The sequence below is a fragment of the Sporosarcina sp. P33 genome, from assembly GCF_002077155.1.
Classification (GTDB): domain Bacteria; phylum Bacillota; class Bacilli; order Bacillales_A; family Planococcaceae; genus Sporosarcina.
On the sequence record NZ_CP015027.1, the window covers coordinates 3,005,416 to 3,020,621 of the forward strand.

At 43.5% G+C, this 15,206-nt stretch carries 15 protein-coding genes; all 15 read left to right on the forward strand.

Annotation, left to right across the window (positions count from 1 at the left end):
• Positions 1 to 134: 134 nt before the first annotated feature.
• Positions 135 to 1,409 carry an EF-P 5-aminopentanol modification-associated protein YfmF gene (gene yfmF, locus SporoP33_RS14655; RefSeq protein ID WP_081244416.1) on the forward strand — a complete coding sequence of 425 codons (1,275 nt, stop codon included), beginning with the start codon at positions 135 to 137 and terminating at the stop codon, positions 1,407 to 1,409.
• Positions 1,406 to 2,701 (forward strand): EF-P 5-aminopentanol modification-associated protein YfmH, encoded by a 1,296-nt coding sequence (yfmH, locus tag SporoP33_RS14660; RefSeq protein ID WP_081244417.1) that lies wholly within the window; start codon positions 1,406 to 1,408, stop codon positions 2,699 to 2,701. The genes yfmF and yfmH overlap by 4 nt, the downstream gene beginning before the upstream one ends.
• Complete coding sequence (gene ymfI / locus SporoP33_RS14665; RefSeq protein ID WP_081244418.1) at positions 2,698 to 3,432, forward strand: elongation factor P 5-aminopentanone reductase; 735 nt, start codon at positions 2,698 to 2,700, stop codon at positions 3,430 to 3,432. The genes yfmH and ymfI overlap by 4 nt, the downstream gene beginning before the upstream one ends.
• A gap of 133 nt (positions 3,433 to 3,565) precedes the next feature.
• Positions 3,566 to 4,360: a DUF3388 domain-containing protein gene (locus SporoP33_RS14670; RefSeq protein WP_081244419.1), complete on the forward strand. Its 795-nt coding sequence runs from the start codon at positions 3,566 to 3,568 to the stop codon at positions 4,358 to 4,360.
• Between the two features lie 27 nt (positions 4,361 to 4,387).
• Positions 4,388 to 5,188: a helix-turn-helix domain-containing protein gene (locus SporoP33_RS14675; RefSeq protein WP_158233578.1), complete on the forward strand. Its 801-nt coding sequence runs from the start codon at positions 4,388 to 4,390 to the stop codon at positions 5,186 to 5,188.
• A 75-nt stretch (positions 5,189 to 5,263) separates the two neighbouring features.
• Complete coding sequence (gene pgsA, locus SporoP33_RS14680; RefSeq protein ID WP_081244421.1) at positions 5,264 to 5,842, forward strand: CDP-diacylglycerol--glycerol-3-phosphate 3-phosphatidyltransferase; 579 nt, start codon at positions 5,264 to 5,266, stop codon at positions 5,840 to 5,842.
• A 16-nt stretch (positions 5,843 to 5,858) separates the two neighbouring features.
• Entirely contained in the window at positions 5,859 to 7,115 is a 1,257-nt protein-coding gene (locus tag SporoP33_RS14685; RefSeq protein ID WP_081244422.1) for a competence/damage-inducible protein A, read from the forward strand.
• Between the two features lie 166 nt (positions 7,116 to 7,281).
• The gene (gene recA / locus SporoP33_RS14690) at positions 7,282 to 8,343 is read left to right on the forward strand and encodes a recombinase RecA (protein WP_081244423.1); all 1,062 of its coding nucleotides are present in this window, start codon (positions 7,282 to 7,284) and stop codon (positions 8,341 to 8,343) included.
• 483 nt (positions 8,344 to 8,826) lie between these two features.
• A complete protein-coding gene (gene rny, locus SporoP33_RS14695) occupies positions 8,827 to 10,386 on the forward strand; it encodes a ribonuclease Y (protein ID WP_081244424.1) in 1,560 nt (519 codons plus the stop codon).
• 67 nt (positions 10,387 to 10,453) lie between these two features.
• The gene (locus SporoP33_RS14700) at positions 10,454 to 11,251 is read left to right on the forward strand and encodes a TIGR00282 family metallophosphoesterase (RefSeq protein WP_081244425.1); all 798 of its coding nucleotides are present in this window, start codon (positions 10,454 to 10,456) and stop codon (positions 11,249 to 11,251) included.
• A gap of 92 nt (positions 11,252 to 11,343) precedes the next feature.
• Positions 11,344 to 11,613: a stage V sporulation protein S gene (locus tag SporoP33_RS14705; RefSeq protein WP_081244426.1), complete on the forward strand. Its 270-nt coding sequence runs from the start codon at positions 11,344 to 11,346 to the stop codon at positions 11,611 to 11,613.
• Between the two features lie 308 nt (positions 11,614 to 11,921).
• A complete protein-coding gene (gene miaB / locus SporoP33_RS14710; RefSeq protein WP_081244427.1) occupies positions 11,922 to 13,469 on the forward strand; it encodes a tRNA (N6-isopentenyl adenosine(37)-C2)-methylthiotransferase MiaB in 1,548 nt (515 codons plus the stop codon).
• The gene (locus SporoP33_RS14715) at positions 13,469 to 13,903 is read left to right on the forward strand and encodes a YlbF/YmcA family competence regulator (RefSeq protein ID WP_081244428.1); all 435 of its coding nucleotides are present in this window, start codon (positions 13,469 to 13,471) and stop codon (positions 13,901 to 13,903) included. The genes miaB and SporoP33_RS14715 overlap by 1 nt, the downstream gene beginning before the upstream one ends.
• Positions 13,904 to 14,022: 119 nt before the next feature.
• Entirely contained in the window at positions 14,023 to 14,586 is a 564-nt protein-coding gene (gene cotE / locus SporoP33_RS14720; RefSeq protein ID WP_081244429.1) for an outer spore coat protein CotE, read from the forward strand.
• A gap of 216 nt (positions 14,587 to 14,802) precedes the next feature.
• Entirely contained in the window at positions 14,803 to 15,153 is a 351-nt protein-coding gene (locus SporoP33_RS14725; RefSeq protein ID WP_081244430.1) for a DUF6568 family protein, read from the forward strand.
• Positions 15,154 to 15,206: the final 53 nt, after the last annotated feature.

Consider the following 15,206-nt stretch of genomic DNA (forward strand, 5'->3'; position numbering starts at 1 on the left):
ATTTTTATCGCCTCCAGCACCTGTCGAGGCTAAACGGCGCTCTCAGCACTTGTAGGTGTATTATTTTCCATTTCCACGGCTAAAATGTATAGTGAGACTAGGAATACATATAATAAGGTAAACGAGGTGTTTGTATGTTCAATAAAACAAAATTACAAAATGGCGTTCATTTGTATATACGGAAAACGGATCAGTTTAAAACAGTGAATGTGACGATCAAGTGGAAAGCGCCGCTGGATCAGAAGAAGGCTTCTGAACGTACGGTGCTTGCTAATGTGCTGGAGGCTACAACGAAGCAGTATCCAACGTTAAGTGAGATGCGCAAGGCGCTCGATGAACTCTATGGGACGGTATTGTTTACAGATGTCTCTAAGCGAAGTTCACAGCACATTGTTTCGCTTTATACAGAATGTGTAAACGATGAGTTTTTCGAAGGTGAAGATATCTTTAAGCAATTGTGGCAGCTGATCCGCTCTGTTGTATTTGATCCGAACGTTACAGACGGCGCATTTGATCCCGCTGTGACGGAAAGAGAAAAGCGAAATGTGCGTGACCGTATACGATCGATATATGATGACAAAACACGCTTTGCACAGAAGCGTATGCTGGAGATTATGCGTCCTGATCACCCTGCATCGATTTCAGCTTATGGAACAGAAGATGCTGTGGCAGGAATTACACATGAAAGCCTTTATGCTACATATGAAGATATGATCACTAATGATTTGATTGATATATATGTGGTGGGTGATGTGGATGAGAATGAAATCATTGAACAGATCAAGCAGTTCCTGCCTTTCACGGCAAGAGAAGCAGCTGTTCAAAACGAGTTGCCGGAAGTAACAGCACCGGATGCAGTAAAAACAGTCAGAGAAAAGCAAGATATGAAGCAAGGAAAACTGCACTTAGGTTTTGATACACCGGTTTCATTTCGCCATCCCGACTACCATAAGATGCAAGTGACGAATGGAATTTTTGGCGGGTTTGCGCACAGTAAACTGTTCATGAACGTACGGGAGAAAGAAAGTATGGCCTATTATGCAAACAGTGCATTCGCTTCACAGTACGGCATTGTCTACGTGACAGCAGGAATAGATGCGGATCTGGAAGAGAAGGCGGTTAACTTAATCCTAGAGCAGCTGACATCGCTGCAGAATGGCGGAGCAACCGAACTCGAGTTGAATCAGACGATTGCACTCCTTGAAAATAGCATTTTGGGTGCAAATGATTCTGCACGCAGCCAAATTGAAATTTACGATCAATACAAAGAGCTCGATGAAAATTTCACATCAGAGCGACTGATCAAGAAATGGGAATCTGTCACTCTGGATGATATTAAAGAAATGGCAAAAACAATTCAGCTTGAAATCGTGTATCTGCTGTCAGGCAAGGGAGATGAATCCAAATGAAAGAAATAGTATTTAATCAGCTGCAGGAAAAAATCTATACGGAAACATTGGACAACGGATTGAAAGTCGTCATTTTGCCGAAACGCGGATTTTCTAAAACATTCGTTACTTTTACTACAAAATACGGATCCATTGACCGTACATTCAAGCCGCACGGCAAAGATGAATTCATAACTGTACCGGACGGGATCGCACATTTCCTTGAACATAAAATGTTTGAGAAGGAAGACGGCGATGTATTCCAGAAATTCAGTTTGAATGGCGCCTCTGCAAACGCCTATACAACATTCGGCAGAACTGCTTATTTATTCTCTGCGACAAATAAATTAAAAGAGAATACGGAAGTGCTGTTAGATTTTGTTCAAGACCCGTACTTCACCAAACAGACTGTAGATAAAGAAAAAGGGATTATTGCCCAGGAAATTACAATGTATGATGATCAGCCCGATTGGCGTTTGTATTTCGGCACAATTGAAAATCTTTACGAAAATCATCCCGTAAAAATTGATATCGCAGGCACTGTAGAGTCCATTCAGGATATTACGGCGGAGTATTTGCATACATGCTATGAAACGTTCTATCATCCGTCCAATATGCTGCTGTTCATCGTTGGCGCTGTAGAGCCGGAAGAGATGATGGCTTTTGTCAAAGAAAACCAGGCCAAGAAAAAGTTCGATCAGCCTGAACCGATCGAACGGAAATTCCCTTCAGAATCTATGGAAGTGGATGTGCCAGAACGCACCTTAACAATGGATGTCTCAAAACCAAAGCTGAACATCGGCATGAAGTGCACTGCAGTCGACCAGCAGGGGCAGCAAATGCTGGAAACGGAATTGTCAGCCAACCTGGTCCTTGACAGTCTCTTCGGACGCACTTCTTCATTTTATGAAAAAGCCAATGCAGAAGGGCTCGTTGATGAATCATTTTCCTATGAGTTTTCAATGGAAGAGGGCTACGGTTTTGCAATGGTTGGATCAGATACCGATGAACCGGAACGTTTAGAAGAATTAATTCGTCAAACAATTAAAGACGCAAAAACTAATTGGCCGGTGCTGGATGAGGATTTAGAAAGAATGCGCAAAAAGAAAATCGGTCAATTTATGCGTTCGCTGAATTCTATAGAATTTATCGCTAATCAGTATACCCGATATGAATTTAACGAAATGAACTTATTTGACGTCGTTCCGACATTAGAGAAACTGTCAATGGATAAGTTAAAGCAGGCATTCTCTACAATTTCTGATGACAGCAGCTACACCATCTTTAAAATTCTGCCGCCAAGCACGCAATGAACAATCTGCGATTCGCTCTCGTTTTAGGTTCGTCAGGCGGAATAGGAGAAGTAATCAGCAGACAGCTGGCTGCAGCTGGCTGGTCATTATATTTGCATTATAATACAAATAAAAAACAGCTGGATCTGCTGCTGGATGAACTTAAAAAAGCGTATCCCGGCCAACAGTTCCGCAGTGTTCAGGCAGATTTTAGAGCGGAACAGGCAGCGGAAAAGCTCGCAGCAGATATTACGCACGTTCAGGCCATTGTTGTTGCCAATGGGCAAGCCTTAGTGAAACTGTTGTCCGATACAACGGAAGTAGAGATGACTGAGCTGTGGCAGGTTCATATACAAAATCCTGCCAGGTTAATCGCATTATTATCTGAAAAACTGCGCAGGCATAATGTGTCTTATATAACGTTTATCGGGTCGATTTGGGGAAGTGCCGGAGCCGCAGGGGAAGTCATGTATTCAGCGGTGAAAGGCGCGCAGCACGCATTTGTTAAAGCCTATGCAAAGGAAGCTGCTTATTCAGGCATTCGTGTCAATGCCATTGCGCCCGGATGGATTGATACTAGGATGAATCAGGAGTTCTCCGCTGAAGAGCGGCAGCAGGTGCTCGAGCAGATCCCGCTCTTGTCAGTCGGGACACCGCAGGAAATAGCGAATATGGCAGAATTTTTGCTGAGCGGCAAAGCGGATTATATGACTGGTGAGATTATTCAAATCAATGGCGGCTGGTACATATAGTCTGCGGGAAAAGGACAGCGCACGATGTCCTTTTCTTTTTTTCTTTAATTCATACGGTGTATCCGCTATTATAGAACTACATGCAAAGTAGCGCATTTTGGAAAAAAACAGATTATATGAGGGAGTGTGTCGAATGGGAGAGTGGTATGTCGAATACGAGATTCAAGTCAATCGGCCGGGATTGCTGGGCGATATCGCTTCCTTGCTCGGCATGCTGCGCGTGGACATCGTAACCATTAATGGGGTAGATGGAAGGTATCGCGGCATGCTCGTTCAAACAGATCATGATCAGCAGATTAAACGTTTTGAGTTAATCGCGTCTACTATGGACACGATTGTCATTCATAAGATCAGAGAACCCAAATTGCGGGATGTTCTGGCTGTTCGTCATGGACATTATATCCAGCGCGGGACGGATGACCGGAAAACATTCCAGTTCATACGCAGTGAACTGGGAATTCTAGTAGACTTTTTAGCCGAAATCTTTAAACAGGATGGTCATAAGTTAATTGGTGTTCGCGGGATGCCGCGGGTAGGCAAGACGGAATCAGTGGTGGCAGCGAGTGTCTGTGCCAATAAGAAATGGGTGTTTCTGTCTTCTACGATGATTAAACAAACGGTGCGCACAAGCATGATGGGTGATGAGTTTTCAGATGATAACATCTTTATTTTAGATGGGATCGTCACACGCAAATCGTCTGATGAACGGCATATGCAGCTGGTTCGTGAAATTATGGGATTGCCTACGATCAAAGTGGTTGAACATCCTGATATGTTCGTCAAGCAATCAGAATATACTATTGATGATTTTGATATCATTATAGAGTTGCGGACACACGTTGATCAGGAAATTACTTACGATATCTTGGAAAAGAATGATCAAATGTCAACCCGCAATCCCATGGGCGGATTTGATATGTTTAATTGATAGAGATTAGTTAGGTGGGTGTTGAACTTGCTCGGAATCGGTGCACGTTTAAAAGAAGCAAGAATTGCAAAAGGATTAACATTGGAAGATTTGCAGGACAGTACCAAAATCCAAAAACGTTATCTGTCGGCAATTGAAAATGAGGATTTCAAGGTGATCCCCGGTGCGTTTTATGTGCGGGTTTTCATCAAACAATATGCTGATTCAGTCGACATGGATGCGGATGAGATTTTGTCGCTGTATCAGAAGGAATATGAAAGCATTGTTCAGGACGAACAGGAAAAAGTAACCCCAGCAACTATGCAGCGCAGTGCGGGGACAAAGCAGTACAGCGAGTTAAAAGCGGCATTGCCTAAAATTATTGTGGCGGCATTCATTATCATGATATTTGTCATAGTTTATGTGTTACTAAGGGACAAAGCGGCAGAATCGGGGATTGGAAGTGACACACCGCAAGGCGATATGTCCGAATTAACGCAGACGGATACTGCTGAAGTTGAAAAGCCGAAGAAACCATTCGAACACGCTTCCACTGCAGGCGAGACGTCTACTTTTGTTGTGTCAGACCCCGACAAATTAAGAGTAATCGTGAAAACGACAGGCAATTCATGGATCTCTGTGACAGATCAGGACGGCGAAGAACGTATGCCTGATAATAGGGGCAGAGTAGTGAATGATGGAGAAACGATTGAGATCGATGCTGACGACGCTGACAGTCTGAGAATTCGGGTCGGTAACACGAACTTTGCAAAATTGACTGTTAACGGACAGCGGGTGGATTATCCAACTGACCTGATTACACAAAATATTGTTATGAAAAAGCCGTAGAAAAATAGTCATCTAAAAAGGTGACTATTTTATTATTCAGATGCACAACATGAATGTCAGGAAGGTGGACTTGCAATGAATTTGCCAAATAAAATTACGCTCTCCAGAGTATTGATGATTCCCTTTTTCATCCTGTTTCTTGCAGTAGATTTCGGCTGGGGATTGATTCGGCTGGGCGGAGTGGAAATGCCGGCAGAACATTTAGTAGGCGCAATTATTTTTATCATCGCATCAACAACAGATTGGCTGGACGGCTACTTAGCCAGAAAAAATAATCTGGTAACAAATATGGGGAAGTTCCTGGACCCGCTGGCGGATAAATTATTAGTCTCCGCGGCATTCATCTTATTGGTGGAAATGGGGGCTGCTCCTGCGTGGATCGTCATCGTAATTATTAGCCGTGAGTTTGCGGTTACAGGATTGCGGTTAATCTTAGCGGGCGGCGGAGAAGTAGTTGCCGCCAATCAATTAGGGAAAATTAAAACCGTCACGCAATTATTGGCGATTTCCTTCCTTCTATTGCATAATATTTTCTTTGAAGCAATCGGAATTCCATTCGGCACAATTATGCTATATATCGCATTAGTGTTTACCGTATGGTCAGGAGTCGATTATTTCATTAAAAACCGTAAAGTGTTAGTTGAGTCAATGTGAGGAGTGGGATTCATTCATGAAAGCAGAAATTATTGCAGTGGGATCAGAACTTTTGCTTGGTCAAATAACTAATACGAATGCCAAGTTCATTTCTGGAAGACTGGCAGAGGCAGGATTCGACGTGTATTATCACACCGTGGTAGGCGATAATCCGCAGCGGTTGTCTGAAACGATAAAACTGGCTCAGCAGCGTGCAGACATCCTTATTTTCAGCGGAGGTCTCGGCCCTACCAAAGACGACTTGACAAAGCAAACCATCGCAAAGGAATTGGGCCTTGAGCTGGTGCTGGATAATAAAGCGATGCAAACTATTTCTGAGTACTTCGATCAAGTCGGGAAAGTAATGACTGAAAATAATAAGCAGCAGGCACTTGTAATGGAAGGGGCTGCCGTACTGCCGAATCGAAACGGCATGGCGCCTGGCATGGCAATTGAAAAAGATGGAAAACAATATATTCTATTACCGGGTCCGCCCCATGAATTGGAACCGATGTTTGAAGATGAAGCAATTCCTTATCTGCGCGGAGTATACGGCAGACAGGACATCATCTCTTCAAAAGTACTGAAGCTGCAGGGCATCGGAGAATCGGAATTAGAAGTCCGTATTCAGTCTCTCTTAGAAAAACAGACAAATCCTACAATTGCACCGCTTGCATCGCCGGGAATGGTGAAATTGCGAATTACCGCAAAAGCCAGAACAGAAGAGGAAGCGCAAAAATTGATCTTGCCTGTGGAGCAGGAAATCCGTTCGATTGTGGGAGAGTTCATCTATGGTGTAGATGATGATACCCTGGCATCTAAAACAACTGAACTCCTGCTGCAGAATGATTGGTCAATTTCTGCTGCTGAAAGTCTTACTTCCGGCATGTTCATGGCAGAACTCGGATCTGAACCCGGTATCGGCAATGCATTAAAAGGCGGCGTCGTTGTCTATAATAAGGAAATGAAAATTGAACAGCTGGACATTTTGCCGTCACTGTTTGATTTTCACGGCATTGTCAGTGCAGAGTGTGCTGCTGCTATGGCGGAAAGCGTCAGAGAACGTTTCGGCACAACATTTGGCGTCGGACTGACGGGTGCGGCAGGTCCAGAACCGCATGACGGGCAGCCGCCTGGAACGGTTTGGATCGGAATCGCTGCAGAAGGCATGAAAACCGCTGCCTATAAACTTCAGCTGTCGGGAACCCGCAACACCAATCGCAGGAGATCCGTGCAGTTTGCTCTGCATTACCTTATTCAGATGATGAAAGAGAAAAAAGAACTGAAGTATTGAATTTTGCTGCCGATTCAGCCGTCAAAAATCAATTTCACCCAGTAAATGAGGTTTGTTTTTCAATTTCTGTTTCTAATTAATCGAATACCCGTTCGTTTATTTCTTGTGTATTGCGCGGATAAAAGGTATAATAAGAGTAGAAATAGAGTTTGAGGAGGAATTGTGATTGAATAATCGTAAAGCGGCTTTAGATATGGCGTTAAAACAAATAGAAAAACAATTTGGTAAAGGTTCTGTCATGAAACTTGGAGAAAAGACCGATCTTCAAATTGCTACATCATCTTCAGGATCACTGGCACTGGATGCGGCACTTGGAATAGGCGGATATCCGCGCGGACGTGTGATTGAAGTATACGGACCGGAGAGTTCGGGTAAAACGACGGTTTCATTGCACGCAATTGCAGAAGTTCAGGCAAGCGGCGGAACTGCAGCGTTCATTGACGCGGAGCACGCGCTGGATCCTGTCTATGCGCAAAAACTGGGTGTCAATATTGATGAATTGCTGCTGTCACAGCCGGATACAGGCGAGCAGGCACTGGAAATCGCAGAAGCACTCGTACGTTCAGGTGCTGTCGACATCATTGTCGTTGACTCCGTGGCAGCGCTTGTGCCAAAAGCGGAAATTGAAGGCGAAATGGGAGATGCACACGTTGGTTTGCAGGCGCGTTTAATGTCACAGGCATTGCGTAAGCTTTCAGGCGCCATCAATAAATCGAATACCATTGCCGTTTTCATTAACCAGATTCGTGAAAAAGTCGGCGTTATGTTTGGTAACCCGGAAGTTACGCCGGGCGGCCGCGCGTTAAAGTTCTATTCTTCCGTTCGGCTTGAAGTGCGCCGCGGCGAAGCGATCAAGCAAGGGAACGATATCATGGGTAATAAAACAAGAATTCGTGTCGTGAAAAATAAAGTTGCACCGCCTTTCCGTACTGCAGAAGTAGATATTATGTATGGTGAAGGAATTTCAAAAGAAGGTGAAATTCTGGATCTGGGCTCAGAATTGGAAGTAGTCCAAAAGAGTGGTGCCTGGTATTCCTACGAAGGAGAGCGTTTAGGACAAGGCCGTGAAAACGCGAAACAATTCCTGAAGGAAAACAAAGACATGCGTAATGAAATCGCAGCAAAAATTCGTGAATCATATGGTTTGGACAGCACGAATTATGTGATAGCAGCTCATGACGAAGAAGATGAGCTCGAAGAATTACTGCTTATGCCGGAAGAAAAATAATTTTTCACACAGACCCGCCAATGAACATTGGGGGTTTTTTTCATACGTTGAAATAAATTTCTGCAGATTAGAAGAAAACAACTGTAAAATCTATATGAAACCATGTGAAATTAAACCGGACAATCAAAAATAATCCATCATTCCTTGACACAATAAAAATACAACTATACAATTAAAGTGGCGTATTATATACGTCCTATATTTAACAAACCAATCAATTGTTTTTTTGGCGGTATGTTGATTTTAACTTAATTCAGCAATTATGTACGTTAAGTAAAAAGTAGTGGCATGAATAGAAAACAGTCCCGGAGCAACAGGGTTTCTACTACCCGTTGGATTAAGTTAAGCCTTCGGCGTTTTCACAAATTTTCGGGACATTACCGGGAACTTCGGTAACAGGTAACGTGAAGAAATTCGCCGCGGCAAAAATTGATTATACGAGCCGACTGAAAAGAAAAGAATAAGCAGGAGGAGGTGACCTCAATGGGTATTGAAATACTCATCTCCGTTTTGCTAAGTCTCATCGTCGGTGCAGTTGTTAGCTTTTTTATATTGAAAAATGTGAATGATTCAAAAGTGACTGGTGCCAAACACACTGCCAGCCAAATCGTCGAAGAGGCGAAGCGTGAAGCGGAGTCAGTGAAAAAAGAGGCACTGTTAGAAGCGAAAGATGAAACTCACGAACTGCGGCTTGAAGCAGAAACAGAAATCCGTGAGAGAAGGACGGAACTACAGAAACAGGAAAACCGTCTCTTACAGCGTGAAGAAAACCTTGATCGCAAGGATGATGCGCTCAATAAAAGAGAAGCAGGTCTAGAGCGCAAAGAAGAAGCGCTATTAGAAAGACAACAGCATATTGAAGAGATGGAACGCAAAGCGGAAGAACTCGTTACGAAACAGAAGACCGAGCTGGAAAGAATTTCTTCTCTTACCCGAGATGAAGCAAAACGCGTGATCTTGGAAGATGTCGAAGAAGAACTGTCAACAGATATTGCGGTCATGACGAAAGAATCAGAGCAGCGGGCGAAAGAGGAATCTGAGCGAAAAGCTCGTGAAATTCTTTCGTTGGCACTGCAGCGGTTTGCGGCAGATCATGTGGCAGAAACGACTGTCTCTGTCGTCAATTTACCGAATGATGAGATGAAAGGCCGCATCATCGGCCGTGAAGGACGAAATATTCGTACGCTTGAAACACTCACAGGAATTGATCTGATTATTGACGATACACCAGAAGCAGTCATTCTTTCCGGTTTCGATCCGGTACGCAGAGAAACAGCACGGCTGGCTCTTGAAAAACTGGTTCAGGACGGACGAATCCATCCTGCGCGTATCGAAGAAATGGTGGACAAGTCCAGAAGAGAAGTGGACGAGCTCATACGGGAAAAAGGAGAGCAGACTACATTTGATGTAGGTGTTCACAACTTGCATCCTGATATGATTAAAATCCTCGGGCGTCTGCACTTCCGTACAAGTTACGGACAGAACGTTCTGAAGCACTCCATAGAAGTGGCCTATTTGACAGGCTTACTTGCAGCGGAGCTCGGAGAAGACGTTACGCTTGCAAGACGTGCCGGTTTACTTCACGATATTGGAAAAGCAATTGACCATGAAGTGGAAGGCAGTCATGTGCAGATTGGTAAAGAGCTGGCAGTGAAATATAAAGAACATCCAGTTGTCATTAACAGTATTGCTTCCCACCACGGTGATGAAGAGGCAACATCTGTTATCGCTGTACTTGTAGCAGCAGCAGATGCATTATCTGCGGCAAGACCGGGTGCACGAAGCGAAACATTGGAAAACTATATTAAACGTCTGCAAAAGCTCGAAGAAATCTCGGAATCATATGAAGGTGTGGAAAAGTCATTTGCTATTCAGGCAGGCCGGGAAGTGCGTATTATTGTCCGACCTGAACAAATTGACGACATCACTGCACACCGTCTGGCACGTGATATCCGAAAACAGATCGAAGAAGAATTAAATTACCCGGGGCATATTAAAGTGACGGTCATTCGGGAGACCCGCGCAGTAGAATATGCAAAATAATACCTGACATAAAACAGCTTCCGATTCGTTTGGAAGCTGTTTTCATTTTGGAAAGAGGTTAGTACAGATGAAAGTAATTTTTATTGGAGATATTGTTGGATCGATGGGCAGAGAAATGGTGACAGATTATTTATCGCGTCTGAAACGCAAATACCAGGCGGATGTTATTATCGCAAATGGAGAAAACGCAGCTTCAGGCAGAGGGATTACCAAATCTATTTATCATGATTTATTGCATGCCGGCGTAGATGTCATCACGATGGGAAATCATACGTGGGACCAGCGCGAAATTTATGATTTCATTGATGATGTCGATTATTTAATCCGGCCGGCAAACTTCTCTGAACAGGCGCCAGGCAAAGGAATGACGTCTGTCACGAAAAATGGCGTCACACTTTCTGTAATTAATTTGCATGGCCGCACATTTCTGCCGCCGCATGATGATCCTTTTGCGAAAGCGGATGATTTAGTAGAACAGGCATTGGAGACATCGCCGCTTGTTTTTGTTGATTTCCATGCGGAAGCAACGAGTGAAAAAATTGCGATGGGCTGGCATCTTGATGGAAAAGCGTCTGTTGTAGTAGGGACGCACACACATGTACAGACTGCCGATGAGCGGATTCTTCCTGGCGGTACTGCTTATTTGACAGATGCAGGAATGACAGGTCCGTATGATGAAATCCTTGGCATGAAAAAAGAGGATGTGCTGTATCGGTTCTATACTAATTTGCCCAGCCGGTTTGAAGTGCCAAAAAGGGGCCGGCCGCAACTCAACGGCATGTTCGTCGAATTGGATGACAAAACGGGAAAAGCGACTAAAATTGAACGAATTCGCATTAACGAAGATCACCCGTTCACAAACTGACTTTCGAGGTGTCTAAAACCTTCTTGCTTATCATAGGATGTTGTATGGAATATACGCGTTCCATAGACATTGCAAAATAAGGAGGAAATATCGTGAGTCCCTTGAAAGTATCTTCCCGCTCGAATCCGAACTCAGTAGCTGGTGCATTAGTTGCGGTCATTCGTGAACAAGGCTATGCGGAGATTCAGGCAGTCGGAGCCGGAGCATTAAATCAAGCAGTAAAAGCAATTGCGATCGCAAGAGGATTCGTAGCACCAAGCGGAGGCGATCTAGTTTGCGCGCCTGCATTCACTGATATCGAAATCAACGGAGAAGGGCGCACAGCGCTCAAACTCTTCGTAGAAAAAAAGGATCGGAAGTAGAACGTAAAATACCATGAGATCTGTGGTATGAGACTGAAGACAAACTCTTACTGCAGAGTTTAGCTTCAGTTTTTTTATATTGCGGGCAGAACAGCGTCTCTCCATCCAATAAAACGACGAACTGCAAGCGGCAGACTTCATTCCGGAAGATAAATCACGTGGCGTGTTTTCAATAGTCTCCAATCTCTTTTGTCTTTCATGACAAACAAGCAACAATTTTCCCCTTTGCTGTCATATCCGGCGAAAGTTCAGTATAATAACATCATGTATGCTTATTTCCCGATAAGTAATAGAAAGGGGCTACTGCAATGAATGAAGAACAGCGCCTGCAGGCTGGACTCGCTACAGAGGATAAACCGACAGCTAAACCGGCAGAGAAAGACTACAGTAAATATTTTGAGTCTGTGTATAGCGGACCTTCTCTGAAAGACGCAAAAAAACGCGGGAAAGAAGAAGTGGAATATCACGATAACTTTCAAATAGATCAACGTTTTAAAGGGATGGGACAAGGCCGTAAGTTTTTCATCCGCACTTTTGGCTGTCAGATGAATGAACATGACACGGAAGTCATCGCAGGTATCCTTATGGCACTTGGTTATGAAGCCACAGACAACGTTAAAGATGCAGATGTCATCTTGCTGAACACTTGTGCCATACGAGAAAACGCGGAAAACAAAGTGTTTGGTGAACTGGGTCACTATAAACCGCTCAAAACGGAAAAGCCTGATTTATTAATCGGGGTGTGCGGCTGCATGTCTCAGGAAGAATCCGTTGTAAATAAAATATTAAAAACGTATGATCAAGTAGATATGATTTTTGGGACGCATAATATCCACCGATTACCGAACATTTTACATGAGGCATATATGTCCAAAGAGATGGTCATAGAAGTGTGGTCAAAAGAAGGCGACGTGATTGAAGATTTGCCGAAAGTCCGCCACGGCAAGATCAAAGCATGGGTTAATATTATGTACGGATGCGATAAGTTCTGTACGTATTGTATCGTGCCGTATACACGCGGAAAAGAGCGCAGCAGACGGCCGAAGGATATCATTCAGGAAGTCCGGCAGCTGGCCGCAGAAGGGTATAAAGAGATCACCTTGCTTGGTCAGAACGTCAATGCGTACGGCAAAGACTTCGAGGACATCAATTATCGGCTTGGAGACCTGATGGATGAATTGCGGTTAATTGATATTCCTAGGATCCGTTTCACAACCAGTCATCCGCGTGATTTCGATGATCACTTAATTGAAGTGCTTGCAAAAGGCGGCAATCTTGTCGATCATATTCATTTGCCGGTTCAATCAGGTTCGACGGATATGCTGAAAATCATGGCCCGTAAATATACACGCGAAAGTTATTTGGAGTTAGTGGATAAAATCAGAGCTGCGATCCCAAATGCGTCATTGACGACAGATATAATCGTTGGTTTCCCTAATGAAACAGACGAACAGTTTGAAGAAACGATGTCACTTTATCGTGAAGTCGGCTTTGACATGGCGTTCACATATATTTATTCACCGCGTGAAGGAACACCTGCTGCGAAGATGCAGGATAATGTATCAATGGAAGTAAAAAAGGAGCGTTTACAGCGTTTAAATAAACTTGTAAACGAACTGTCTGCAGAAGCGATGAAGCCCTATGAAGGACAGATTGTAAAAGTGCTCGTCGAAGGGGAAAGTAAGCGAAACCCTGACGTGCTCGCCGGTTATACCGAGAAAAATAAGCTGGTGAATTTTGCAGGACCGCGTTCTGTAATCGGTGAGATCGTAGAAGTACAGATTAAAGAAGCAAAATCATGGTCACTCAACGGTGAATTCATCGGAGTGGTCAAAGAGGAAAAGGTGATGTTATAATGGAAAAAACGTTTACGAAAGACGAAATTATAGAAAAAGCGCGCGAGCTGGCGCACATGCTGGCAAACACGGAAGAGGTTGAATTCTATAAGCGTGCAGAAGCACAAATTAATGAAAATCAAAAAGTGCGTGAAAAGATCGCAAGCTTGAAATCACTTCAAACTCAGGCTGTAAACTTCCAGAACTACGAAAAAGAACGCGCATTGAAAGCAATTGAGAAGAAAATTGAGCAGGTTCAAGGCGAAATTGATGAAATTCCATTAGTTCAGGAGTTCAAACAGTCACAGGACGAAGTCAATAACTTGCTTCAGTTGGTTTCCAATACAATCGCAAACAGCGTAACAGATGAAATTATTGAATCAACAGGCGGCGATTTATTGCGCGGCGAAACAGGCTCATATGTAGAGAATACGCAGAAAAAATCATTGTCGTAAATATTAAATCGGCTAAGGAGAAAATTCCTTGCCGATTTTTTCAATTTTTGGGCTGCTGTTGCATAGGATGGATAGAAGCCTAAGAAGGAGGAAGAAAACTGAAAAACTTACGACAAATTGTGACCAAAGCTGTTATCGCCAAAGGGAAGCACCGTTCAGATTCCAACGTGACGCTGAAGCCGCCTAATCGTCCTTCCAGCATTTTAGGTTGCTGGGTAATCAACCACACGCACCAGGCAAAAAAGGTCGGCTCACATGTGGAAGTAACGGGCAGTTTTGATGTAAATGTTTGGTACTCGCATCATGATCACTCCAAAACATCCGTTTTTACGGAATCTGTTCCTTACAAGGATAAGATTGCATTACATTACCGGGATGAACCCACCTCTGCGAAAGAAGAGACAATCGTAACGGTGCTGCAGCATCCAAATTGTACGGAAGCCAGTATTTCTGAATGCGGCCAAAACTTCTCAATTTCCATTGAAAGAGAGTTATTGGTGGAAATGATCGGTGAAACAAAAGTCTCTGTCACCATTCATCCGCATCCGTATGACGAAGAATGGCCGATGGCTGAAATAGAATCAGAATCTACCTCTGTCGTTATGGAAGATAAGACAAATAAAGATAGTGTGAATAAAGAACAGCCTCATCAGCCGCCAAAGCGTAAAGATTCACCATTTTAAAAGCCGGGAGTTTTACCGGCTTTTTTTATTTTGGGTTCAGCTACAAAGAATAAAGCATGAGGACATGGTCAGTCATTATGCGTGCATGGACAGTACATTTATTCAACAGGACAGAAGCAGTTTCGAAACGCTGACAGTCAGCGAAGTAAGCAAAACCTTTTTTAACATGTATCCATTGCGTTATACTAATGAAAGAAGAGAAAGGAGTTTTGACTGATGTTTACTGCTTATGAAGAAACTGTAGCTGCATTTGATAAAATTGATTCTGCAAAAGCACTGGATCTGGTTAAAGGGGAAGACGAGGCTGTCATCTATATTGGCAAGTCTGTATGTCCATATTGCCAAAAATTCGTTGGGAAATTGAAAAAAGCATCTGAAGAAACAAACACTCATATTTACTATGTCGATAGCGCAGAAGCGTCTGACATGAAAGGAATTACAGCGTTCCGAAATGAATACGAGATTCCTACGGTACCAGGCTTCGTCTATACTGACGGCAGCTCAGTGCATGTGAAGTGCGATTCATCTATGCCTGAAGAAGAAATTAAATCGTTCATGAATAAATAACCCGGTTATACATCCTGCATATGATCAATAAGTCTGGATTTTATACTGGATTC